The sequence below is a fragment of the Mesorhizobium carmichaelinearum genome (assembly GCF_900199455.1).
In the GTDB taxonomy this organism is placed as follows: Bacteria; Pseudomonadota; Alphaproteobacteria; order Rhizobiales; family Rhizobiaceae; genus Mesorhizobium; species Mesorhizobium carmichaelinearum.
Window position 1 is genome coordinate 496,452 of record NZ_FZQR01000004.1, and the last position, 21,608, is coordinate 518,059.

Below are 21,608 nucleotides of genomic sequence, written 5' to 3' on the forward strand. Positions count from 1 at the left end.
CAGTCAACGAAGACGCTGCGGTATCCCATTGAAAGGTAATCGGTTTCAATGCCCGACGACAGTTCGTATCTGGTTGTTCCTTCATTCGCTTTATGGCTCTTCACCCTTGCAGCGGTCGGCGTCCTGGCCATCGCGCTGGTGACCATGATGGTGCGGGCGCGCCGAGGCGCACGGATTGCCGTGGGGAACAGCCCTGCTCACAGCCCATTGCCGGAATTCGAGAAGAATGGGCAGTCGGCCGTTGCCGCACTGGTGCAATGGTCACCTGAAACGCTGCGTCACATCCTCGCAACCGAATTGCCCGATGCGCAGGTGATCGTCGTTTCAAATCGTGAGCCGTATATCCACAACCGCGAGGGCGACGACATCCAGCTGGTGGTACCCGCCAGCGGGCTCGTCTCCGCCCTGGAGCCGATCACGCGCGCCTGTGCGGGCACGTGGATCGCCTATGGCGGTGGTTCGGCCGACAAGCTGGTGGTCGACAAGAACGACCGGATCGAGGTGCCGCCTGACAATCCTTCCTACACACTGCGCCGCGTCTGGCTGAGCGAGGAGGAACAGCAAGGCTATTACCTCGGCTTTGCCAATGAAGGTCTCTGGCCGCTTTGCCATATCGCCTTCACCCGGCCGATATTCCGCGCCTCGGATTGGGAAGCCTATGAGGCGGTTAACCGCAAATTCGCCGACACCGTCGTCGCGGAAGCCCGCAACGAGCGGCCGATCGTGCTGGTCCAGGATTACCATTTCGCGCTGTTGCCGCGGATGATCCGGGAGCGGCTGCCGGAGGCGATCATCATCACCTTCTGGCACATTCCATGGCCGAATTCGGAAGTGTTCAGCATCTGTCCATGGCGTGAGAAGATTCTCGAAGGCCTGCTCGGCAGTTCGATCGTCGGCTTTCACACCCAGTTCCATTGCAACAACTTCATCGACAGCGTCGATCGTTTCCTGGAAAGCCGGATCGAGCGCGAGGATTCGGCCATTTCCTATGGCGGCGAGATCAGCCTCGTTCACGCCTATCCGATTTCAATCGAGTGGTCGCCGCCCCACCTGGACAAACTGCCAGATGTCGCGCAATGCCGTCGGCAGGTTCGCGAGAAATTCGGCCTGGCCGAACATGTCAAACTGTGCGTGGGCGTTGAGCGTCTCGACTACACCAAGGGCATCCTCGATCGCTTCAACGCACTCGATGAACTGCTGACGCTTCATCCGGAATGGATCGGCAAGGTGGCGCTCTTGCAGATCGCGGCGCCCAGCCGCGGCACTCTGCCTGCCTATCAACAATTGTATGAGGAGTGCCTGCTCCATGCCGAGGATCTCAACCAGCGCTATGGCCGCGAAGGCTACACCCCCGTCCTGATGGTGACGGAACATCACTCGCAGCAGCAGGTCTACGAAATCTACCGTGCCGCCGACGTTTGCATGGTCACCAGCCTGCATGACGGCATGAACCTGGTTGCCAAGGAGTTTGTCGCGGCGCGCGAGGATGAACAGGGTGTGCTGCTGCTCAGCATGTTTGCCGGCGCTTCGAAGGAGCTGCTGGAAGCCCTGATCGTCAATCCCTATGACGCGGCGATGATGGGCGACGCCTTGCTGCAGGCCTTGACCATGTCCGAGGAGGAGCAACGCCAGCGCATGCGACGCATGCGCGAGATCGTGCGCGAAAACAATGTCTATCGGTGGGCGGGCAGCATGCTTCTCGATGCGGCGCGCTTGCGCAAGCGTGACGCGGTCGATCGTGCCGTGGGTGCTGCTCCAGCGGCCCCTGCCAACGTTATATCGCTACTAGATCGCCGACGCGTGGCGGCGCTGTGATGTCGATATTGCCAAACCCGCCGGAACCCGTTGTCCCGCAAGGGCCATGGAGCCTGTTCCTCGATATCGATGGCACGCTTCTCGAACATGCCGCGCATCCCGATGCGGTGGTCGTCAGTGATGAGTTGCGCATGCTGTTGACACGGCTTGAATCGCAATTGGACGGAGCGCTGGCGTTCATCACGGGACGGTCTATCGCCGCCGTCGACCATCTCTTCCAACCTCTCAGATTGCGTGCCGCCGGGCTTTATGGCCTCGAGCACAGGCTGGCGCGCGATGGTCCGGTCGAAGCCGCCGTCGAACCGGCTGACATTGCCGCACTTGCCAACGAAATCGCAACAGAACTGGACAATGCGGATGTCTATATCGAACGCAAGGGACCGATCCTGGCCATTCATACACGCGCGGCGCCGCATTTGCTGCAGCGCGCGACGGATCTGGTCGAACAGGCACTGGACAGGTTGCCTGCGGGCTATCGGGTCTTGGCGGGCAACGCCGGCGTGGAACTGATGCCGCTGGAGGCGGCGAAGGGAGCGGCGATCCGCCGCTTCATGCAAATTCCGGCTTTCAGGGGACGGCGGCCTGTGTTCCTCGGTGACGATACATCCGACGAGAACGGGTTCGAGGTCGTCAACGAATTGGACGGCATCTCGGTTCGCATAAAGCCGCACGGGCCGACCGCGGCACCTTTTGCGCTGGCCGGCGTGGATGCGGCCCTGGCTTGGCTGGACGAGATGAGCAGACGGGAGACTGCGAAAGCGGCGACGCTAGCCGCAACGGCCAAATGAACCGGATTTGCCCCTAAGCCGCTCCCGGTTCACCTGCATGGAAGGAGTTTGCAATGACCCAACTGACCAGCCTCATCGGGGAAATCATGCCCGCCTGGCTTCGGCGGCGCTCCGAGCCGCACGGCGGTGATACCAAGACGGCAGTTGAGCCGTTGCGCCCCGAAGACGCTGACGCAGTCTGGCGCAAGGCTGTCGAGAAAGATCTGTTTGGAGCCAACACACCGGATTACGCCGAGACCGGGCAGAAGGAACCCAAGCGTCATTGACGGCTCCGATTAGCCTTCCCCGAAGACCAGCGAAACATTGCCGCCGGCATGGCGTTCGAGCCGGCCGGCGAGGTCGAGTTCCAAAAGCACCATGAAGACCTGGGCCGGGTGCAGGCCGGTGTGGCGGATGATCTCGTCGACCGGCACTGGTGTCGGGCCTAGCGCCTCGATGACCTTGGCGCGGTCGCTCTCGCCGGGTGGCGGCGTGGCCGAAAAGTCCGGCGGGTCGTCGAACGGCGGCACATCAGGCGCCCGCATGCCGGTCAGCGGCGCGATCGCCCTGGAAATGTCTGAGGCTTCGGTGACCAGCGTGGCACCGTCCTTGAGCAGGCCGTTGGTGCCGGCCGCGCGTGGGTCCAGCGGCGAGCCAGGAACGGCAAAGACCAGCCGCCCCATTTCACCGGCAAGCCTGGCGCTGATCAGCGAGCCCGAACGCTGCGCTGCTTCGACCACCACCAGCCCAAGAGCAGCACCTGCGACCAGCCGATTGCGGCGTGGAAAATCCTGGGCGCGCGGCTGCCAGCCGAACGGCATTTCGGAGATGACAGCGCCGCGCTCGGCAATCTCGTCGCACAGGCCGGCATTTTCGGGCGGGTAGGGCAGGTCGAGGCCTCCGGCCAGAACTCCGATCGTGCCGGTCGCCAGGCTGCCCTGATGCGCCGCCGTGTCGATGCCGCGCGCCAGGCCGGAGACGATGCCATAGCCGTCGCCGCCAAGATCGGCCGCCAGCATGCGTGCCATCTTGATCCCGGCCAGCGATGCGTTGCGGGCGCCGACAATGGCAACGCCCGGCAGCCGGAAGACAGAGGTGTTGCCCTTCACCGCCAGCAGGGGCGGCGGATTGTCCATGCTTCTCAGCAAGGATGGATAGTCGGGCTCGCCGATACCGACAAAGCGCGCGCCAGCCCGGCGGGCTGCCTCGAGTTCGGCCTCGGCTTCGGCGATCGACGGAATGCGGGCGATCCGGCTGGCGCCGCCCGAAATCATCAGTTCCGGCAGGATTTCCAGCGCGACCTCGGCGGATCCGAAGCGGTTGATCAGGTCGCGAAAGGAGGCGGGGCCGACATTCTGGGTACGGATCAGCCGCAACCAGCTCAGCCGCTGCCGGTCGCTGAGGCGCGGCCCGGCGGCCGGCTCGCTCAACCCTTGGCTCCGATCTTGCCCTCAGTGCCGGCAAGCAGCCGCGAAATGTTCGCCCGGTGCTTGATGAAGACGATGATGCTCATCACCACGAACAGGACGGCAATCTGCGGTGCGCTCATAAAATACAGGGCAATCGGCACGACGACGGCCGCCGTCAGCGCTGCCAGCGAGGAGAAGCGAAACAGGAAGGCCATCACCAGCCAGACGACGGCGAAGATCAGCGCCACCTGCCAGGCAAGGCCGATCAGCACGCCGAGATAGGTGGCGACACCCTTGCCGCCCTTGAAGCCAAGACATACCGGGAAGAGATGACCGAGAAAGGCGCCAAGACCGGCCCAGACCGCTGTTTCTGGTGCGAAATGGCCAGCGACCAGCACGGCGGCCGTGCCTTTCAGGGCATCGAGCAGCAAGGTCGCGGCGGCGAGACCCTTGTTGCCGGTACGCAGCACATTGGTGGCGCCGATATTGCCGGAGCCGATCTTGCGCACGTCACCAAGCCCGGCGGCTCGCGTCAGCAGCAGCCCGAAGGGAATCGAGCCTAAGAGGTAGCCGAATACCAGCGCCAGGATTAGGCCGTAAGTCATTGTTTCCCCCGCATTTCCCCCAGTGAGCAGGATCGGGCGCGACGCCCGTTCCTGATCTATGCCGAGAACACTGTGCGGCCCGCCACCAGCGTTTGCAAGACCTTGCCTTGCAGGCGCGCACCTTCGAAGCAGGTGTTTTTCGAGCGCGAGCGGATGCCGCTTTCGCTGACGATCCAGGGTTCGTCAAGATCGACAAGCGCGAGGTCGGCGACGGCACCCGGCTTCAGCGTGCCGCCGGGCAGGCCGAACAGCCTTGCCGGCGCGGTGGACAAGGTCTCGATCAGCCGCAGCAACGGCACGTCGCCATTGTGGTAGAGCCGCAAGGCCGCGCCGAGCAACGTTTCCAGCCCGATGGCACCGGCGGCCGCGTCGGCGAAGGGCAGGCGCTTGGTGTCGACATCCTGCGGATCGTGCGAGGAGACGATGATGTCGACCGTGCCGTCCCTGACAGCCTCGATCATCGCCAGCCGGTCTTCCTCGGCGCGCAGCGGCGGCGTCAGCCGGAAGAAGGTGCGGTATTCGCCGACATCGTTTTCGTTGAGCGACAGATTGTGGATCGACACGCCTGAGGTGACGGCAGCGCCGTCGGCTTTGGCGCGCGTCACGGCATTCGCGGCCATCGCCGTCGAGATCTTCGCCGCATGGTAGGAGCCGCGCGTCAGACGGGCCAAAGCCAGATCGCGCTCCAGCGGAATCGATTCGGCTTCACGCGGAATGCCGGAAAGGCCGAGCCAACTGGCGTACAGGCCCTCGTTCATGACGCCGGACGAGCCGAGGTCGGCATCCTGGGTCTCATGCACGATGGTGGCGCCGAAGTCGCGGGCATAGGTCAGCGCTCGGCGCATCACCAGCGAACTGGCGATCGTGTGGCGGCCATCGGTGAAAGCGACGGCGCCGGCCTCGCGCAGAAGGCCGAACTCGGTCATCTCGCGGCCGTCCAGCCCCTTGGTGATCGCCGCGGCCGGGAAGATGTTGACGATCGCCGTGTCCTTGGCGGTGCGCAACACGAACTCGACCAGCGCGACATTGTCGATCACCGGGTCGGTATCAGGCATCATGACGACGGAGGTGACGCCACCGGCCGCCGCCGCGACACTCGCCGAAGCGATGGTTTCGCGATGCTCGCCGCCCGGCTCGCCGATGAAGACGCGGCCATCGATCAGGCCGGGAATGATGGCCTTACCAGCGCAATCGATGATGATGGCGCCATCGGGCGCGCCCTGGTTCAACGCTGCCTTGCCCGCGGCAACGATCTTGCGGCCCTCGACAATGACGGCGCCGACTTCGTCGATGCCGCGCGAAGGGTCGACAATGCGGGCGCGTTCAAAGACCGTCGTGCTCATGCGCCGCGACCCTCTTGATTACGACGCGGATCGAGCAGCGCTTCCATCACCGCCATACGCACGGCAACGCCCATCTCCACCTGTTCCTGGATGACGCTTTGCGGGCCGTCGGCGATTTCCGAGGCGATCTCGACGCCGCGGTTCATCGGGCCGGGATGCATCACCATTGCGTCGTCCTTGGCGGCCTTCAGCTTTTCGGCATCGAGGCCGAAATAGCGGAAATATTCGCGCACCGAAGGCACGAAGGCGCCTTCCATCCGCTCGCGCTGCAGACGCAGCATCATCACCACGTCGGCGTCCTTCAGGCCCTCGGCCATCGAACGGGTGACGATGACGCCCATCCTCTCGATCCCCGAAGGCAGCAGCGTCGACGGTGCCACAACCCGCACCTGCGCCCCGAGTGCGTTGAGCAGCATGATGTTGGAGCGCGCCACGCGCGAATGCAGGATGTCGCCGCAGATCGCAACGATCAGCTTCGACAGCGGCCCCTTGGCGCGGCGGATGGTCAGCGCGTCGAGCAGCGCCTGCGTCGGGTGTTCATGCGCGCCGTCGCCGGCATTGACGACGGAGCAGCCGACTTTCTGGGCCAGAAGGGCGGCAGCACCCGCCGATTGGTGCCGGATGATCAAAATGTCAGGCCGCATGGCGTTGAGCGTCATCGCCGTGTCGATGAGCGTTTCGCCCTTCTTCACCGAGGAACTTGCTACCGACATGTTCATGACGTCGGCGCCAAGCCGCTTTCCGGCCAACTCAAACGAAGACTGTGTGCGGGTCGAGGCCTCGTAGAAGAGGTTGATCTGGGTGCGGCCGCGCAGCGTCGAGGTTTTCTTCTCGGACTGCCGCGAAATCGCGACGGCGCGATCCGCCCTGTCGAGCAACAGCTCGATGTCGGCGGGCGAAAGGTCGCTGATGCCCAAAAGATGGCGGTGAGGGTAGAGTGGCAGGGACGAAGCGTCGGTCATCTCAAGGCGCTGCTATAGGGTGCGGATTTTGCGCCTGCAAGCACCAGCTTTGGATTGGCGCCTTTCTCCCCGGTATTTTCGTCGCGCGCGCGGCAACGCTTGGCTATATCTAGCCGATGGCTTGGGATTCGAAGCCTTCCGGTGACAGGGATAGAGCGTGACTGACGACGTGACGAACCAGCCGCCGCCGCTGACGGGCGGCAACGCCTGGCGGGGCGATCCGTTGCTGATCCAGCTTGCCGAGCGCTTTTCCGATCCGGTGCGCAAGGACCTCGACGGGCTCGGCCGTTTCGTGCTGACGCAGGAGGCGCAGGAACTGGCGCGTCTCGCCAATGTCGAGACGCCGAAACTCAGGACGCATGATCGTCAGGGACGGCGCATCGACCTGGTCGAGTTCCATCCTGCCTATCACGCCTTGATGCGGCGCTCGGTGGCCAATGGGCTGCATTCCTCGGTCTGGGAAAATGGTGATGCCGAGATTGGCCGCCGCCATCAGGTGCGTGCCGCACGTTTTTATCTGACCGCCGAGCTCGAGACCGGGCATCTCTGCCCGATCACCATGACCAGCGCCTCGCTGGCGGCGTTGATGGCCAGCCCGAAACTGTTTCGCGAATGGGCGCCGCGCGTCACGACACGCAAATACGACCAGAGCCAGAAGCCGCCGGTCGAGAAGACCGGGCTGACGCTCGGCATGGGCATGACCGAGAAACAGGGCGGCACCGATGTGCGCGCCAATGTGACCAGGGCCGAACGCGCCGGCAGCGGTTTTTATCGCCTGACCGGCCACAAATGGTTCATGTCGGCACCGATGTCGGACGCTTTCCTGGTGCTGGCGCAGGCACCGGAGGGACTGTCCTGCTTCCTCGTACCGCGCGTTCTCGGCGATGGTTCGGGCAATGGCTTCTGCTTCCAGCGGCTGAAGGACAAGCTCGGCAACCGCTCCAACGCGTCTTCCGAGGTGGAATTCGTCAACGCCATCGGTGAGATGGTCGGCGAACCTGGCGCCGGCGTGAAGACGATCATGGACATGGTCACCTTGACCCGGCTCGACTGCGCGGTGGCGTCCTCGGCGATCATGCGGGCAGGGCTGGCGGAAGCGGTTCATCATGCCCGCCATCGCCAGGTGTTCGGCTCGACCTTGATCGAGCAGCCGCTGATGCAGCGGGTATTGGCCGACATGGCGCTCGATGTTGCCGCGGCAACCGCGCTGTCGTTCCGGCTGGCGCGCTCCTTCGACGAGGCGGCGAGCGATCGCGGCGAGGCGGCGTTTGCCCGCGCGATGACGCCGGTTGTCAAATACTGGGTGTGCAAGATCGCGCCGCCGCTGCTCTACGAGGCGATGGAGTGCCTCGGCGGCAATGGCTATGTCGAGGAAGCGCCGCTCGCCCGTTATTATCGCGAGGCCCCGGTCAATGCGATCTGGGAAGGGTCGGGCAATGTCATGGCGCTCGATGTGCTGCGCGTCCTCGGCCGCGCGCCCGGACTGTTCGAAGAGGTGCTGGCCGGCATCGACCGTGACCTCGGCGCCGGCGGCCGCGGCACGATCGGTGTGCTGAAGGCGGCGATGCAGGTGGCTTCGACCGATGAGGGCTCGGCACGCCTGCTGACCGAACAGCTGGCGTTGTCGGCAGCCGCGGCGGAACTCCGGCGGCTGGGGGCAGGGCGGATTGCCGATGCCTTCGTCGAGACCCGCCTGGCAGGCCAGTGGCGCAACACCTATGGCATGATCGATTCGCGCCACGACGCGCGCATGATCATCGATACGCTCTATCCGCCGGTAAACTGAGCCGAGACCGGCGCATCGCTCGATTCTTCGATCAGTTGAACGCATCTGAGGACATCGTAGTGCGTCCTGTGGATCGCCGTTAACCTTAACAAATGGTTTCCGTTGCGGCGGCGAGCGGCAAAGCCCACTGTCATTCCTGCCGAAGCAGGAACCACGATGCGACACGTACTGACCTCCTTTCTGTCTGTGCACTGGGCGATTGTCTTCGCCCTGCTGGCGCTGATCTGCATCGATGGAGACCGCGGTGTCACAGCAGCCCTCGGCGTACTCGGTGTCACCGTCGAGAGCGCCCGCTTCGTCAATCTGGAAAACATCGTCGTTGTCGCGCCGCTGGCGATCGCCTTGCTGGTCGTGTCGGTGCTGTTCTTCTGGGCTTTTGTCGATTCCCTGATCAACGATGCGGCCAGCCCGGGCGCCGACAGCGTCGTTCGCATCGCCTTCATTTCCGCTTCCGGTGTGCTGTCGATGATCCTGATCGGTGGCGCCGCGCAGGGCATCAACGGACTCTTCATGGTCGTCGCGGTGCAACTGGCCGCGCTTCTGGCCTCCTATGTCGCGATGCTTGCCGAGCGGCGCTCGGCAGCGGTGTCGGACGACGCCGCGTTCCACGCCACGGCGCACAACATGGCGAAGGCGGCGGCCCACAATTCGCTGCTCTCCATGATATCAGGCCGGACCGGCCCCAGCCGGCCCGGCCCTAAAGCGAAGGGAGGCCGCTGATGCGCTACATCTTCGCATTTTGGGCGGCTCCGATGGCGCTGTTCTGGGGCTGGTTCTATCTGTCGGCCAATGACATGAATTTCGGTTACGTGATGCTCAGCCGGCAGATGCACGACTTCTTCTTCCAGCTCTATGGCCAGATGCTAGGCATCGATCCGACGATCATCCCCGGCATGGTGGCGAAGACGTGCATCTTCGACGGATTTCTGCTGATGGCGCTGTGGGCGTTCCGCCGTCGCCGCGAAATCGCGGGCTGGCTTAAACAGCGCTGGGAGGGCCCGGTTCCGTTCGATCGGATGCAGCGAGCGACTGAAGCCGGTCCAAAACTCCCTGCAGAATAAAGGCGGCGGCCGCCGAATCGATCTTCCCGGCGCGCTTGGCGCGCGAGAAATCCATTTCGATCAACGTCCTTTCGGCCGCGACGGTCGACAGCCGCTCGTCCCAGAACACGAAGGGCAGGTCGCTCAGCTGCGCCATGTTGCGCACGAAGGCGCGTGATTTCTGCGCACGCGGACCTTCCGACCCGTCCATGTTGATCGGCAGCCCGATCACCACAGCGCCGACATTCTCCTTCGCCAGCAAGGCCAGAAGCACGGCGGCGTCGAGCGAGAATTTCCGCCGCATGATGACCGGGCGTGGATGCGCGAAGGCGAATCCCCGGTCGGAAACCGCGACGCCGATCGTCTTGTCGCCGAGATCGAGCCCCGCCAGCGTCCTGCCATTGGCGAGCCGTGCCGGCAATTGCTCAATCGTGATGACAGCCAACGGTTTTCCCTCGTCTTTTTCAGCGGCACGCGTCCTTCCGGAGGCGCGGCGGACACTATACCCTTTGATCTCGGGGCCATCGGCGTTCTATCCTCCGGCCCGGCAAAAATCGAGGAATGCATTTCATGAAACTTACCTGGTACGGCCATTCGGCTTTCCGTATCGAAACCGGCGACGCCAAGATCCTCATCGACCCCTATCTGATCGGCAATCCGTCCTGGACGGGCGGCTGGGAAGGGCCGGCGGAGGGGATCACGCATGTGCTGCTGACGCATGGCCACAACGACCACATCAGCGGCGCGCTGGGGGTGCTCGGCAAAAGCGGCGCCCAGCTGGTCGCCAATTTCGAGATCTGCATGTATCTGGTTGGCAAGGGCGCCGACGGCAGCAAGATCAATCCCGGCAATATCGGCGGCACGGTCGATTGCGGCGGCTTCACCACCACTTTCGTCCAGGCGCTGCACTCCTCCTCGTTTGGCGAAGAGGGCGGCACGAATGTCTATCTCGGCAATCCGGGCGGGCTGGTCCTGCATTTCCCGGATGACCGCACGCTCTACCACATGGGCGATACCGACATCTTTTCCGATATGGCGCTGATCAATGAATTGCATGAGCCGAAGATCGGCATCGTGCCGATCGGCGACCGCTTCACGATGGGTGGTGCCGTGGCCGCACTTGCCTGCCGCCGCTTCTTCAAGTTCGACACGGTCATCCCCTGCCACTTCGGCACATTTCCGATGATCGATCCGACGCCTGAGAAATTCCAGGCCGGCCTGGAGGGATCCGGTGTGAAGGTCGCATTGCCGAAAATCGGTGAAACAATTACGATCTAGAAATAGCGAAAGCGGAACAAATCCATGGCGTTGGGGCGATCTCTTTGCGTGTCGATGTTCGTCGCGGCGTCGCCCGCGCTCGCCGCGGATGACTTCATCGAAGGCGTCTACCTGCAATCCGAAGAGCTTTGTGCGCAGGCCAAAAAGGATACGTTGCAGACGCTGATCGACGCCGGCAACATCGTGTTGTCGGCGCACGGCCTGCAAGGCGTCGAGTACAATTGCGAGTTCGTTCAGGTCAGCAAGGCGACACGCTCGCCGAGCTGGGCGGTGACGGCCATCTGCCAGGAGCCGGGCTATGTCTTTCCGGATGTCCTCTCGGTGACGCAGATGAATCCAACGCAGGTCGATCTCGTGTCGGTTCGGCCGATCGATGACGAAAGCGAGGCAAGCGGCAACAGCGGCAGCTACTATCTGTGCGAGGGCGTTGCCCTGCCATGACGATGATGCAGCGCATCAAGTCGCTTTTTCGCCGTGAGCGGCTGGTGTTCCCGAAACTGGAACTGCACGTCGCGCATGGCTGCAATCTGTCTTGCGAAAGCTGTTCGCACTACTCCAACCACGGCCATTCCGGCACCGTCTCGCTTGAGGAGGCGGACCGCTGGATGGGGCTGTGGAGCCGGCGCATAGACGTTGTCTGGTTCTCCATCCTGGGCGGAGAGCCCACCATCCATCCGGAACTGCCCGCCTTCGTCGGACTGGTCCGTCGGCACTGGCCGAGTGCCCGCATAGAGATCGTCAGCAACGGCTTTTTCCTGCACCGTCATCCGACATTGCCGGCGATTCTCGCAGCCGATGGCAACACCCAATTGTGCGTCTCGGTTCATCACGCTTCCGAGGAGTACCAGGAGAGATTGAAACCGGTCTTCGATCTCCTGGAGGCATGGCGCCGGGAACACGAGCTGCATATCGAGATCCGCCCATCAGACAAGAACTGGACCCGTCGCTACGAAGGCTTCGGTGACACCATGTCGCCGTTCGAGGATGGCGATCCTCGCGCCAGTTGGGAAATCTGCCCGGCTCGCCAATGCAAGCAACTCCACGCCGGACAGATCTGGAAGTGCGCGCCTCTCGCCTATCTGCCGATGCAGAAGGCAAAATACCGCCTTTCCGACAAGTGGGATCCCTATCTGGCATATCGGCCGCTTGAGCCGGGCTGTTCCAATGCGCAATTGCGAGCCTTCGCCGCGCTGGAAGACGAGGACGCATGCGGCATGTGTTCGTCAAAGAGGCGATTGTTCGAGTTGCCCAACCCGCTGCGCCGCCCCAAGGACCAGGTCGGCACGGCAGCCTAGTGCGATGCCCGGTACGATGCATGTTGCGCACCGCGCGCCGCGCCGCTATAGCCCGAACTGGTTTTCCCGAGGCAAAAAGTATGTCCGTTGATGTCAAGACTGTGAAGCGCGTCGCGCGTCTCGCCCGCATTGCGGTGAGCGAAGAGGATGCCGAACGCATGACCGGCGAACTGAACGCCATACTGGGCTTTGTCGAGCAGTTGAACGAGGTCGATGTATCCGGCGTCGAGCCGATGACTTCGGTGACGCCGATGGACATGAAGAAGCGCAGGGATGTCGTCACCGACGGCAACAAGGCGGCCGACATCGTCGCCAATGCGCCGGCGACCGAAGAGAATTTCTTCCTCGTGCCGAAGGTTGTGGAGTAAGGCGCCGATGGCCATCGAGATTGCCATCGAGACGCCGCTGCAGGACGATGTGCGTGGCCTGGTCCACGAACTCAACGAGACCTTGCTCGAACTGACTCCGCCGGAACATTGCTACCATCTGACGGTCGAGCAGATGGCCGGCCAGGACACCACCGTTTTCATCGCCCGCGACAACGGCATCGCCATTGGCTGTGGCGCGCTGAAGCGTCATGGTGACGCCATTGGCGAGGTCAAGCGCATGTATACGCGGCCTTCGCATCGCGGCCGCAAGATCGGCGCTCAAATCGTCGAGCGGGTCGAAGCGTTGGCGAGGCAGGAAGGACTGACGCGGTTGGTGCTGGAGACGGGCGACCGTCATCCTGCCGCCTGGACTGTCTACGAACGTGCCGGCTTCTCGCGCTGCGGCCCGGTGCTGGATTATCCCGATTCCGAGTGGTCGGTGTTTTACGAAAAGAGCCTTTGATGAGCGACCTGACCCGACTGACGATTTCGCAGGCCCGCGCCAAGCTGCGCGGCAAGGAAATCACCGCGACAGAGATCACCGAGGCCTATCTCTCGGCGATCGATCGCGCCAATCCGGCGCTCAATGCCTATGTCGCGGTGACCGGCGACAAGGCACGCGACATGGCCAAGGCGTCCGACGCCAGGCTGGTCAAGGGCGAGGGCGGTGCGCTGGAAGGCATTCCGCTGGGGATCAAGGATCTGTTCGGCACCGAAGGCGTCCACACCCAGGCCTGCAGCCACGTGCTTGACGGCTTCAAGCCGCGCTACGAATCGACCGTTACCGCCAATCTGTGGGCTGATGGCGCGGTGATGCTCGGCAAGCTCAACATGGATGAGTTCGCCATGGGCTCGTCCAATGAGACCTCCTATTACGGCCCGGTCATCAACCCGTGGCGGCGTTCGCGCCTCGACACGGTGGTGATGCCGACGACGCATCAGGGCGACGGCGGCTTCGTCTCGGCTGGCGGCACGAGAACCCAGCGCAGTCTGGACAACGCACAGCTGGTGCCGGGGGGCTCTTCCGGCGGTTCGGCGACCGCCGTCTCGGCATTCCTGTGCGCCGGCGCGACAGCCACCGACACCGGCGGCTCGATCCGCCAGCCGGCCGCCTTCACCGGCACGGTCGGCATCAAGCCGACCTATGGCCGCTGTTCGCGTTGGGGCATCGTCGCCTTCGCTTCGTCGCTCGACCAGGCCGGGCCGATTGCGCGCGACGTGCGCGATGCCGCTATCCTGCTCAAATCCATGGCCTCGGTCGATCCGAAGGACACGACTTCGGTCGACCGGCCGGTGCCGGACTATGAGGCGGCGATCGGCAAGCCGATCAAGGGCATGAAGGTAGGCATCCCGAAGGAGTATCGTGTCGACGGCATGCCCGAAGAGATCGAGGCGCTGTGGCAGAAGGGCATTGCCTGGCTCAGGGATGCCGGCGCCGAGATCGTCGATATCTCCTTGCCGCATACGAAATACGCGCTGCCGGCCTATTACATCGTGGCGCCTGCGGAGGCATCGTCCAACCTGGCGCGCTATGACGGCGTCCGCTACGGCCTGCGCGTGCCGGGCAAGGACATTGTCGAGATGTATGAGAAGACCCGCGCCGCCGGCTTTGGCCGCGAAGTCAAGCGCCGCATCATGATCGGCACTTATGTTCTGTCGGCCGGCTATTACGACGCCTACTATCTGCAGGCGCAGAAGGTGCGCAATTTGATCAAGCGCGACTTCGAGAACGTCTTCGCCGCCGGCGTCGACGTTATCCTGACCCCGGCGACGCCGTCCGCCGCCTTCGGCATCGCCGACGAGGACATGGCCGCCGATCCGGTCAAGATGTACCTCAACGACATTTTCACGGTCACCGTGAACATGGCCGGCCTGCCGGGCATCGCCGTGCCCGCCGGCCTCGATCCCAAGGGCCTGCCGCTTGGGCTGCAGCTTATCGGCAGGCCGTTCGAGGAAGAAACGCTGTTCCAGACGGCTGCCATCATCGAGCAGGCGGCCGGCACATTTCAGCCGGAAAAGTGGTGGTAAGAGGTCGCTCGTCCAGCGTATGACCTCGAAAATCGAAATCGATTTTCGAGGGGGATTATACGCAAAATCAAAGTGTTACAGCGTCCTTGGTGCACCAAAGGCCCGCGTGGCGCTGTAATGGGGTGAGGCGATGTTCTTCCTTCTTTCCAAGGTCTTCTGGTTCTTCCTCCAGCCACTCAACCTGACGATCTTTCTGCTCCTGGCGGGGCTGATTGCCGGGCTGATCGGCCGGCGGCGGCTGGCCGTCACCGGCAGCGTTCTCGCCTTCCTGATTCTGGCGCTTTCGACCTGGACGTCGCTTGGCGCGATGATGCTCAACCCGCTCGAGGAGCGCTTTCCGCGCCCGCCACTGCCACAAAAGGTCGACGGCATCGTCGTGCTCGGCGGCGGCTTCGAGGGTGCCATCAACTTAGCGCGTGGCGGCTACGAATTGGGCAGCAGCGGCGACCGCATGGTCGAGACCGCAATCCTCGCCCGGCGCTTTCCACAGGCCAAGGTGGTTATATCAGGCGGACACGGCGCGTTTTTCATCGACGCCGAGGGGGACGCCGACACCGCGTCCCGCCTGCTCGTTCCGCTTGGTGTATCGGCCGATCGTCTTGTGCTCGAGGACAAGTCACGCAACACCTACGAAAATGCGGTTTTCAGCCGTGAGCTTGTCGAACCGAAGCCGGGCGAGACCTGGCTTCTGGTGACCTCCGCCTTCCACATGCCACGAGCCAAGGCGCTTTTCGATAAGGCTGGTTTTCCAACCGTTCCATGGCCGGTCGACTATCACACGTCTGGCAAGGAAGGTGTCGGTTTGTTTCGCGACAATGCGATCGATTCCGTGCAAAACACCACTATGGCGCTCCGCGAATGGATCGGGCTTTTCGCCTATTGGCTTTCCGGCCGCATCGATCAGCCGTTTCCAGCACCTGGCGGCTGACCGATGACGGCGCGCCGCGCCGCCGAAAAGAACTGGCGCCGCACCAGCACGGCCAGCAGCAGAAGCGTCGACAGCACGAACACCATCGGATCGACGAACCAGCCGAGATAACCGATCGAGAAGAACACGCCGCGCAGGCCGGAGTTGAAATGCTTGCCGGCCAGCATGTTCATCTGCGTCGCGCGCCAGACCGCCGTTTGCGTGACCGGATTGCGCGAGGCTTCGCCGTGCGGGATCGGCACGGCGCCGATCAGGATCGAGCAATAGTTGAACAGCCGGTAGGCCCAGCCGAATTTGAAGAAGGAAAAGGCCAGGATCAGCACCAGCCCCAGCACCTTGATCTGAAAGGCCGGGCGCGACGGCGCGCCGCCGAGCGGCAGGTTGCTCAGCACTTCAAGCACCCGGTCGGACGCACCGAGCAAGGCAAAGCAGCCGCCGAGCGCGATCAGCGAACTCGAGGCGAAGAAGGCGGTTCCCTGCTGCAGGCCGCTCATGATGGCGGTGTCGACGATGCGGATCTCGCGCTCGGCCATGGTGCGCATCCAGGCTTCGCGCTGCGCATTCATCGCCGTCGTCAGCGACACCCGGCTGACCAGCCTGCCGTCGGAAGCGAGGGTGTGCAGAACCCAGGCGAGGAGGAAAAGGCCCAGCGCCGCGAGATCGGCCGTCGACAAATAGGAGGAATTGCCCATGCTCTGTTCTTACCCTGGCTTCTTATGTCAGCAAGGGTTCGGCGGCTTGCATTTGCAAGGCTTCGACGACCATGTCTGTCCTGGTGACCCATCCCAGGGCGTTCTCGAAATTCCACAATGTCGATTGGCGATTGAAGTCCGGACCGGAATGGTTGATCGCGTCCTCGATCAGGATGGGCCAGAATTCCAGCATGTAGGCGTCGCGCGCGGTCGCATCGACGCAGATGTTGGTGGCGACCCCGGTGAACAGGAGATAGCGGATTTCCCGGGCGCGCAGATAGGCTTCCAGGCCAGTGTTGCAAAAGCCGCTGTAGCGCGACTTGCGGATGACCTGGTCGCCCGGTTCGGGCTTCAGTGCGTCGACGATCCGCCAATCCCAGCTGTCGTCGACCGACAGCCTGCCGCGCAGCTCCGGGCGCTCACGCATCAGCACCATGCCCAATTCCTTTTGATAGTTCGGCGAGGAGGGGTCTCCAGCGTCACTGAGGTCAGGCCGGTAGGACATCTGGAGGTAGACCACCGGCACACCGTTTTCGCGGGCCACGCCAAGCAGGCGCTTGTTGGCCTCGATGGCCGGCGCCGCGCCCGAAATGTCGATGCCCGCGAGGTCGAACATGCCGCCCGCCGAGACAAAGGCGTTCTGCATGTCGACGACGACCACGGCGGTCTTCTTAGGGTCGATATGCACTGGTTTCGGCCTGGCATTCAACACGAGCATCATGTCCCCCTCCGCAACCGCAAACCGCGCTGGTGCGTCACGCAAAGAATAGCCGCGCCCCGACGGTCCGGCAATCAATGTCGCTGCCGGAGCAAACAAGGTCGGCAGGTGCTGCGCCGCGATTGTCAAAAGAGCGGAAACATCGCGGGAATTCCTATATGTAGTCCTCGACGTGACTCCAGGAGACAGCGTGTTCCTTCCGGTTTTCGACCTGTTCAAGATCGGTATCGGCCCCTCCAGCTCGCACACGATGGGGCCAATGACGGCGGCTGCCCGTTTCCTCGACGAAGTCCTCAATGGCGACTGGCCGCGACCGGCCGGTGTCGCGGTGGATCGCGTCGGCGCCAGCCTGCACGGGTCGCTCGCCTATACCGGCATTGGCCATGGCTCGGATCGCGCAGTGGTGCTTGGTCTTGCCGGCTTGACGCCGCAGACCGTCGACCCGGATCAGGCCGATGGCGTCGCCGCGCGCATTGCCTTGGAAAAGCGGCTCACGCCGCCGGGCCATCCATCCTATCGCTTTGACCCGGCCGCCGATCTGGTGCTCGACCGCAAGACACCGCTCACCGGCCACGCCAACGGCATGGCGTTCTATGCCTACGATGCCGGTGACCGCCTGCTGCTCAAGCGCATCTACTATTCGATCGGCGGCGGCTTCGTGGTTTCGGAAGAAGAGCTGCAGCGGATGAAGGCCAAGGGCTCGGTCACGACCGAAGGCAAGAAGGTGCCGTATCCCTTCAAGAACGCCGTTGAGATGCTGAAGATGGCGGACAAGAGCGGCCTTTCCATTGCCGAGATGAAGCGCGTCAACGAGGAAACCCAGATGTCGCGCGAGGAGCTCGACGCCGGCCTTGACGCCATCTGGGGTGCGATGAAAAGCTGCATCGACCGCGGCCTGTCGCAGGACGGCATCATGCCGGGCGGGTTGAAGGTGCGGCGCCGGGCACGGCAACTCCACGACAAGCTGCAGGAACAGTGGCAGCAGAACCGGCCAAATCCGCTGCTCGCCAATGACTGGCTGTCGATCTATGCCATGGCGGTCAATGAGGAGAATGCCGCCGGCGGCCGCGTTGTCACCGCACCGACCAATGGCGCCGCCGGCACGCTGCCTGCGGTGCTGCGCTACTGGCTGCATTTCCACCCCGAGGCCGACCAGCCGAGCATCCGCGACTTCCTGCTAACGGCCGCCGCCGTCGGCGGCATCATCAAGACCAATGCCTCGATCTCGGGCGCCGAGGTCGGCTGCCAGGGCGAGGTCGGTTCCGCCTCGGCGATGGCCGCGGCCGGCCTGTGCGCCGTTATGGGCGGCACACCCATGCAGGTCGAGAATGCCGCCGAGATCGCCCTCGAACACCATCTCGGCATGACCTGCGATCCGGTCGGCGGGCTGGTCCAGGTGCCGTGCATCGAGCGCAATGCACTCGGCGCGGTCAAGGCGGTAACGGCCGCCTCACTGGCGATCAAGGGCGACGGCGTCCACTTCGTGCCTCTCGACGCGGCGATCGAGACCATGCGCCAGACCGGCCTCGATATGAACGAGAAGTACAAGGAAACCAGCCTTGGTGGGCTCGCCGTTAATGTCGTAGAGTGCTGAGCAACGCTTGGCACTGTGGAGAAGTCCTTCAGGCCGTTGACGTCCCGGCGCTCCGGACTAACCTTAGCGAATGGCTCTCAATCTCCTAAAACTGTGCGTCGGCTGCGACAGCGTCGAGGATCTCGAGGAATGGATCGAGTTCCGTCTCGACGAACGGCGCCGCGCCGGGGAACCTGCCGAACACTGGCACACCACCCGCATGGTGCCGACGCGCGGTGCCGAAATCACCGATGGCGGGTCGCTCTACTGGGTGATCAAGGGCAATGTGCAATGCCGCCAGCTGATCACCGAGATCCGGCCGTTCACCGACGACGAGGGCATCGGCCGCTGCCACCTGATGCTCGATCCGCAAGTCGTGCGCACCGACTGGCAGCCGCGCCGGGCTTTCCAGGGCTGGCGCTATCTGAAACCGTCGGATGCGCCGACCGATCTCGGCAAGGGCAAGGCCGGGCTGGTCGAGATGCCGCCGAAACTCAGGCGCGAGCTTGCCGATCTCGGCTTGCTGTAGGCCATCGCGCGGACGCGTTGCCTGTTTTGACGTGGGCTTTCTGGCCCTCCATCTTGCTCCGCGCTGGACTTGCAAGCGGCTCGACAACGCCACATCTTGAAATCCATGCGCAATGAAAAGCTGTCGAAGCCGACAAGGACAGCGGGGTTGGAGAGCCATCCCCCACGGCGATCCTCTTCCTGTCCGGGTGAAGGCCATCATTCCGGCGCAGAAAAAGTGTTTGTTGGCATCACGCGGCTGTCCAAACGGACAGGGTATCTGCGGGGCGGTGGGAAATGTTAGGCGCAATTATCGGTCTGGTCGCATTGCTGCTGGTGCTCATGGGCGTAGCCTCGGCCTTTTTGCGGGCTGATCCGGCCCGGCTTGCAAGCGGGATGAGAACACTCGGGCCGATCTTGCTGGCGCTGGTGGGCGGCGCCGTGCTTCTGGTTGGTCGAAGCGGAATCGGCGGCATCATGCTGTTCGTGGCGATCGGCTGGTACGCCGCAACGCGCGCGAACCGGCCCGATGTCAGGCCGGCGCCGGGAAAACGCTCAACGGTGCGGACGGCAGCGCTCGAAATGGAGCTGGATCACAATACGGGCGGCCTCGAAGGACTGGTCCTGGCCGGTCGCCATGATGGCAAGATGCTTGGCGCGATGGGCCTTGCGGAGCTGCAGCATCTCTACCGCGAACTCTCCGGCGACGCGGAGAGCCGCCAGTTGCTAGAGACGTATCTTGACGGCAGATTTCCCGTCTGGCGCAAAAACACTGAGACGAACGGTGGCGAAGGGCTGGGTGTTGCGCCAGGTTCGGGCGCCATGACTAAGGAGGAGGCCTACAAGGTCCTTGGTCTTGAAGCGGGGGCCGCCGCGGCGGATGTCCGCAAGGCGCACCGCCGCTTGATGCAGCGCCTGCACCCCGATATCGGCGGCACGTCTTTCCTGGCGGCGCGAATCAACGAAGCCAAGGACGTCTTGCTCTCCAATCACAACTAGTCTCCTTCGACGCAGAATTTTTCCGGGAGATCGCTTCCACGCCGTCCTACTGCTGGACGGCGAAGCACTCGATTTTCTTCTTCTTCAAAGCGGTGCAGGCCTTCCAGGCGGCGTCCTTCGAACCAAAGCCGCCGAAGCGGGCGCGGTAATAGGTGACGCCGTCCTTGTCGAAGGCGACGGTGAAGCCGGCGGCAGCCGCCAGCACCTTCGGCGCCTGCTTGGTGGTCTTGTCGAGGAATGCCTGGGCTTCCGACTGTTTTGGCGAGGACGCAACCTGGATCGCCCAGCCCGACGGCACCGAAGCGGTGTTGACCGGATCGACGGTCGGCGTCGGCTCAGCAGCCGGTGCCGGCTCGGCATAGGCGGCCACGACCTGTGCCGTGGCGACCTTGGGCGCGGCGACAATGACCGTCTTCACCTTCTTTGCCGGGACAACCAGTTTGGGTGCTTCGGCCTCGGCGCTCTCTTCGTCATCACCCTGCGCAACAGTCGCGTCTTCGGCAACGGATGTGTCGTCGGCGCTGGCCACCGCCACCGGCTTGTCGTCCGGGGTCGGCGCGTCGTGCTTGGGCAGGAGAACCTTGGCAAGGGCCTTGATCGGGTTGCTGCTGTCGGCCTTGGCAACCAGATCGCCGCCGCCGCGGGTCGAGGCCCTCGGCATGTAGGTGTTGATCAGCGATGCCATCTGGTTGTCGCGGCTGCCACCCGACGTGCCGCCCATGACAACGGCAACAAGGCGGCGGTTGCCGTCGGATACGGACGAAACAAGGTTGAAGCCGGAGGCGCGGGTATAGCCGGTCTTGATGCCGTCGACGCCCTTGATGCGGCCGAGCAGACGGTTGTGGCCGTTGATGCGCTGGCGTCCGTAGAGAAAGGAGCGCTGCGAGAAATAACCATAGTACTGGGGAAAATGCTCTCTGAGCGCGATGCCGAGCGTCGCCATATCGCGCGCGGTGGTGAACTGGCCGGGGTCGGGCAGGCCGTTGGCATTGCGGAAGACGGTGCCGTTCATGCCGAGCTGCCGCGCCTTGGCGGTCATCATGCGGGCAAAAGTCGTTTCATCGCCGCCAAGCATTTCGCCGAGCGCGGTGGCCGAGTCGTTCGCAGACTTGGTGACGATCGACAGGATCGCGGTTTCGACCGTGACCGAACCGCCCGGCTTCACGCCGAGTTTCGTCGGCGCCTCGGCGGAGGCGTGAGCCGAAAACACGACCGGCGAATTCCTGCTGATCTTGCCCTTCGCCATGGCTTCGAAGGTCAGATAAAGCGTCATCATCTTGGTCAGCGACGCCGGATAGCGCCTGCCATTGGCATCCACGGAATACAGCACCTTGCCCGTCTTGGCGTCCACGACAATAGCTGCCTGCCGCGCTGCCAGTGAGGAGGCAACGTCGGCGCAAACGAACGTCAACGCCAGGGCGAAGACCATGATCGCTTTGAGAGGGGAGGTGGATTTGGAAACGATGCCCAACAACGCCTTACGCACTGATATTTC

24 protein-coding genes are annotated in these 21,608 nt (G+C 63.4%); 16 read left to right on the forward strand and 8 right to left on the reverse strand.

Annotated features, from left to right (window positions below; translation table 11 throughout):
* The first annotated feature begins 48 nt into the window (after positions 1–48).
* From CKW40_RS12235 to CKW40_RS12245, 3 genes are read left to right on the forward strand one after another with little or no spacing between them, the layout of a single operon-like run.
* A complete protein-coding gene (locus CKW40_RS12235) occupies positions 49–1,815 on the forward strand; it encodes an alpha,alpha-trehalose-phosphate synthase (UDP-forming) (RefSeq protein WP_095200124.1) in 1,767 nt (588 codons plus the stop codon).
* Positions 1,815–2,603, forward strand: a complete 789-nt coding sequence (gene otsB, locus CKW40_RS12240) for a trehalose-phosphatase (protein WP_095200125.1) — start codon at positions 1,815–1,817, stop codon at positions 2,601–2,603. The genes CKW40_RS12235 and otsB overlap by 1 nt, the downstream gene beginning before the upstream one ends.
* 53 nt (positions 2,604–2,656) lie before the next feature.
* Positions 2,657–2,869, forward strand: a complete 213-nt coding sequence (locus CKW40_RS12245) for a hypothetical protein (RefSeq protein ID WP_095200126.1) — start codon at positions 2,657–2,659, stop codon at positions 2,867–2,869.
* Between the two features lie 9 nt (positions 2,870–2,878).
* Here CKW40_RS12245 and dprA read toward each other — a convergent pair whose 3' ends face one another.
* The 4 genes from dprA to CKW40_RS12265 are packed head-to-tail and all read right to left on the reverse strand — an operon-like array spanning position 2,879 to position 6,901.
* Positions 2,879–4,012, reverse strand: coding sequence for a DNA-processing protein DprA (gene dprA, locus CKW40_RS12250; protein WP_095200127.1), 1,134 nt, complete (start codon positions 4,010–4,012; stop codon positions 2,879–2,881).
* Positions 4,009–4,596 carry a glycerol-3-phosphate 1-O-acyltransferase PlsY gene (gene plsY, locus CKW40_RS12255; RefSeq protein ID WP_095200128.1) on the reverse strand — a complete coding sequence of 196 codons (588 nt, stop codon included), beginning with the start codon at positions 4,594–4,596 and terminating at the stop codon, positions 4,009–4,011. Before plsY ends, dprA begins: the two co-directional genes overlap by 4 nt.
* Positions 4,597–4,652: 56 nt before the next feature.
* A complete protein-coding gene (locus tag CKW40_RS12260; protein ID WP_095200129.1) occupies positions 4,653–5,939 on the reverse strand; it encodes a dihydroorotase in 1,287 nt (428 codons plus the stop codon).
* Positions 5,936–6,901 carry an aspartate carbamoyltransferase catalytic subunit gene (locus CKW40_RS12265; RefSeq protein ID WP_027044583.1) on the reverse strand — a complete coding sequence of 322 codons (966 nt, stop codon included), beginning with the start codon at positions 6,899–6,901 and terminating at the stop codon, positions 5,936–5,938. Before CKW40_RS12265 ends, CKW40_RS12260 begins: the two co-directional genes overlap by 4 nt.
* 157 nt (positions 6,902–7,058) lie before the next feature.
* Here CKW40_RS12265 and CKW40_RS12270 point away from each other — a divergent pair, with 157 nt between their 5' ends.
* The 3 genes from CKW40_RS12270 to CKW40_RS12280 all read left to right on the forward strand — a co-directional run bounded on the left by CKW40_RS12270 (position 7,059) and on the right by CKW40_RS12280 (position 9,748).
* On the forward strand, positions 7,059–8,687 hold the full coding sequence (locus CKW40_RS12270) for a DNA alkylation response protein (RefSeq protein WP_095200130.1): 1,629 nt from the start codon (positions 7,059–7,061) through the stop codon (positions 8,685–8,687).
* 156 nt (positions 8,688–8,843) lie between these two features.
* Entirely contained in the window at positions 8,844–9,407 is a 564-nt protein-coding gene (locus tag CKW40_RS12275; protein WP_095200131.1) for a hypothetical protein, read from the forward strand.
* Positions 9,407–9,748 (forward strand): DUF6105 family protein, encoded by a 342-nt coding sequence (locus CKW40_RS12280; RefSeq protein WP_095200132.1) that lies wholly within the window; start codon positions 9,407–9,409, stop codon positions 9,746–9,748. The genes CKW40_RS12275 and CKW40_RS12280 overlap by 1 nt, the downstream gene beginning before the upstream one ends.
* Here the strand turns inward: CKW40_RS12280 and ruvX are convergent.
* Entirely contained in the window at positions 9,666–10,172 is a 507-nt protein-coding gene (gene ruvX / locus CKW40_RS12285; RefSeq protein WP_095200133.1) for a Holliday junction resolvase RuvX, read from the reverse strand. The two genes, CKW40_RS12280 and ruvX, sit on opposite strands and share 83 nt — an antisense overlap.
* Before the next feature lie 125 nt (positions 10,173–10,297).
* On the opposite strand from ruvX, the gene CKW40_RS12290 reads away from it, so the two are divergent.
* The 7 genes from CKW40_RS12290 to CKW40_RS12320 all read left to right on the forward strand — a co-directional run bounded on the left by CKW40_RS12290 (position 10,298) and on the right by CKW40_RS12320 (position 15,624).
* On the forward strand, positions 10,298–11,005 hold the full coding sequence (locus CKW40_RS12290; RefSeq protein ID WP_095200134.1) for a metal-dependent hydrolase: 708 nt from the start codon (positions 10,298–10,300) through the stop codon (positions 11,003–11,005).
* A 24-nt stretch (positions 11,006–11,029) separates the two neighbouring features.
* Entirely contained in the window at positions 11,030–11,446 is a 417-nt protein-coding gene (locus CKW40_RS12295; protein ID WP_095200135.1) for a hypothetical protein, read from the forward strand.
* Positions 11,443–12,300, forward strand: coding sequence for a radical SAM protein (locus CKW40_RS12300; protein ID WP_244571165.1), 858 nt, complete (start codon positions 11,443–11,445; stop codon positions 12,298–12,300). The genes CKW40_RS12295 and CKW40_RS12300 overlap by 4 nt, the downstream gene beginning before the upstream one ends.
* 80 nt (positions 12,301–12,380) lie before the next feature.
* Entirely contained in the window at positions 12,381–12,668 is a 288-nt protein-coding gene (gatC, locus tag CKW40_RS12305) for an Asp-tRNA(Asn)/Glu-tRNA(Gln) amidotransferase subunit GatC (RefSeq protein WP_095200136.1), read from the forward strand.
* Positions 12,669–12,675: 7 nt separating this feature from the next.
* Positions 12,676–13,131 (forward strand): GNAT family N-acetyltransferase, encoded by a 456-nt coding sequence (locus CKW40_RS12310; protein ID WP_095200137.1) that lies wholly within the window; start codon positions 12,676–12,678, stop codon positions 13,129–13,131.
* Positions 13,131–14,696, forward strand: a complete 1,566-nt coding sequence (locus CKW40_RS12315; protein WP_095200138.1) for an amidase — start codon at positions 13,131–13,133, stop codon at positions 14,694–14,696. Before CKW40_RS12310 ends, CKW40_RS12315 begins: the two co-directional genes overlap by 1 nt.
* A 130-nt stretch (positions 14,697–14,826) precedes the next feature.
* Positions 14,827–15,624 (forward strand): YdcF family protein, encoded by a 798-nt coding sequence (locus tag CKW40_RS12320; protein WP_095200139.1) that lies wholly within the window; start codon positions 14,827–14,829, stop codon positions 15,622–15,624.
* On the opposite strand, the gene CKW40_RS12325 is transcribed toward CKW40_RS12320, so the two are convergent.
* A complete protein-coding gene (locus CKW40_RS12325; protein WP_095200140.1) occupies positions 15,597–16,316 on the reverse strand; it encodes a DUF599 domain-containing protein in 720 nt (239 codons plus the stop codon). The genes CKW40_RS12320 and CKW40_RS12325 overlap by 28 nt on opposite strands.
* A 22-nt stretch (positions 16,317–16,338) precedes the next feature.
* Positions 16,339–17,037: a cysteine hydrolase family protein gene (locus CKW40_RS12330; RefSeq protein ID WP_342202928.1), complete on the reverse strand. Its 699-nt coding sequence runs from the start codon at positions 17,035–17,037 to the stop codon at positions 16,339–16,341.
* A gap of 187 nt (positions 17,038–17,224) precedes the next feature.
* Here CKW40_RS12330 and CKW40_RS12335 point away from each other — a divergent pair, with 187 nt between their 5' ends.
* The 3 genes from CKW40_RS12335 to CKW40_RS12345 all read left to right on the forward strand — a co-directional run bounded on the left by CKW40_RS12335 (position 17,225) and on the right by CKW40_RS12345 (position 20,113).
* Positions 17,225–18,628 (forward strand): L-serine ammonia-lyase, encoded by a 1,404-nt coding sequence (locus CKW40_RS12335; RefSeq protein ID WP_095200141.1) that lies wholly within the window; start codon positions 17,225–17,227, stop codon positions 18,626–18,628.
* A 70-nt stretch (positions 18,629–18,698) separates the two neighbouring features.
* The gene (locus tag CKW40_RS12340) at positions 18,699–19,136 is read left to right on the forward strand and encodes a DUF1489 family protein (protein WP_095200142.1); all 438 of its coding nucleotides are present in this window, start codon (positions 18,699–18,701) and stop codon (positions 19,134–19,136) included.
* 275 nt (positions 19,137–19,411) lie between these two features.
* Positions 19,412–20,113, forward strand: a complete 702-nt coding sequence (locus CKW40_RS12345) for a DnaJ domain-containing protein (RefSeq protein ID WP_095200143.1) — start codon at positions 19,412–19,414, stop codon at positions 20,111–20,113.
* Between the two features lie 46 nt (positions 20,114–20,159).
* Here CKW40_RS12345 and CKW40_RS12350 read toward each other — a convergent pair whose 3' ends face one another.
* Positions 20,160–21,599: a D-alanyl-D-alanine carboxypeptidase gene (locus CKW40_RS12350; protein ID WP_095200144.1), complete on the reverse strand. Its 1,440-nt coding sequence runs from the start codon at positions 21,597–21,599 to the stop codon at positions 20,160–20,162.
* Between the last annotated feature and the right edge of the window lie 9 nt (positions 21,600–21,608).

What these genes read in the sequence shown, in the direction of transcription:
- CKW40_RS12345 (WP_095200143.1), top strand. Translation starts at nt 19,412, where the DNA reads ATGTTAGGCGCAATTATCGGTCTGGTCGCATTGCTGCTGGTGCTCATG.
- CKW40_RS12275 (WP_095200131.1), top strand. Translation starts at nt 8,844, where the DNA reads ATGCGACACGTACTGACCTCCTTTCTGTCTGTGCACTGGGCGATTGTC.
- CKW40_RS12260 (WP_095200129.1), bottom strand. Translation starts at nt 5,939, where the DNA reads ATGAGCACGACGGTCTTTGAACGCGCCCGCATTGTCGACCCTTCGCGC.
- CKW40_RS12310 (WP_095200137.1), top strand. Translation starts at nt 12,676, where the DNA reads ATGGCCATCGAGATTGCCATCGAGACGCCGCTGCAGGACGATGTGCGT.
- CKW40_RS12290 (WP_095200134.1), top strand. Translation starts at nt 10,298, where the DNA reads ATGAAACTTACCTGGTACGGCCATTCGGCTTTCCGTATCGAAACCGGC.
- CKW40_RS12330 (WP_342202928.1), bottom strand. Translation starts at nt 17,037, where the DNA reads ATGATGCTCGTGTTGAATGCCAGGCCGAAACCAGTGCATATCGACCCT.
- CKW40_RS12325 (WP_095200140.1), bottom strand. Translation starts at nt 16,316, where the DNA reads ATGGGCAATTCCTCCTATTTGTCGACGGCCGATCTCGCGGCGCTGGGC.
- CKW40_RS12265 (WP_027044583.1), bottom strand. Translation starts at nt 6,901, where the DNA reads ATGACCGACGCTTCGTCCCTGCCACTCTACCCTCACCGCCATCTTTTG.
- CKW40_RS12280 (WP_095200132.1), top strand. Translation starts at nt 9,407, where the DNA reads ATGCGCTACATCTTCGCATTTTGGGCGGCTCCGATGGCGCTGTTCTGG.
- CKW40_RS12245 (WP_095200126.1), top strand. Translation starts at nt 2,657, where the DNA reads ATGACCCAACTGACCAGCCTCATCGGGGAAATCATGCCCGCCTGGCTT.
- plsY (WP_095200128.1), bottom strand. Translation starts at nt 4,596, where the DNA reads ATGACTTACGGCCTAATCCTGGCGCTGGTATTCGGCTACCTCTTAGGC.
- CKW40_RS12320 (WP_095200139.1), top strand. Translation starts at nt 14,827, where the DNA reads ATGTTCTTCCTTCTTTCCAAGGTCTTCTGGTTCTTCCTCCAGCCACTC.
- otsB (WP_095200125.1), top strand. Translation starts at nt 1,815, where the DNA reads ATGTCGATATTGCCAAACCCGCCGGAACCCGTTGTCCCGCAAGGGCCA.
- CKW40_RS12300 (WP_244571165.1), top strand. Translation starts at nt 11,443, where the DNA reads ATGACGATGATGCAGCGCATCAAGTCGCTTTTTCGCCGTGAGCGGCTG.
- CKW40_RS12235 (WP_095200124.1), top strand. Translation starts at nt 49, where the DNA reads ATGCCCGACGACAGTTCGTATCTGGTTGTTCCTTCATTCGCTTTATGG.
- CKW40_RS12340 (WP_095200142.1), top strand. Translation starts at nt 18,699, where the DNA reads ATGGCTCTCAATCTCCTAAAACTGTGCGTCGGCTGCGACAGCGTCGAG.
- gatC (WP_095200136.1), top strand. Translation starts at nt 12,381, where the DNA reads ATGTCCGTTGATGTCAAGACTGTGAAGCGCGTCGCGCGTCTCGCCCGC.
- CKW40_RS12315 (WP_095200138.1), top strand. Translation starts at nt 13,131, where the DNA reads ATGAGCGACCTGACCCGACTGACGATTTCGCAGGCCCGCGCCAAGCTG.
- CKW40_RS12295 (WP_095200135.1), top strand. Translation starts at nt 11,030, where the DNA reads ATGGCGTTGGGGCGATCTCTTTGCGTGTCGATGTTCGTCGCGGCGTCG.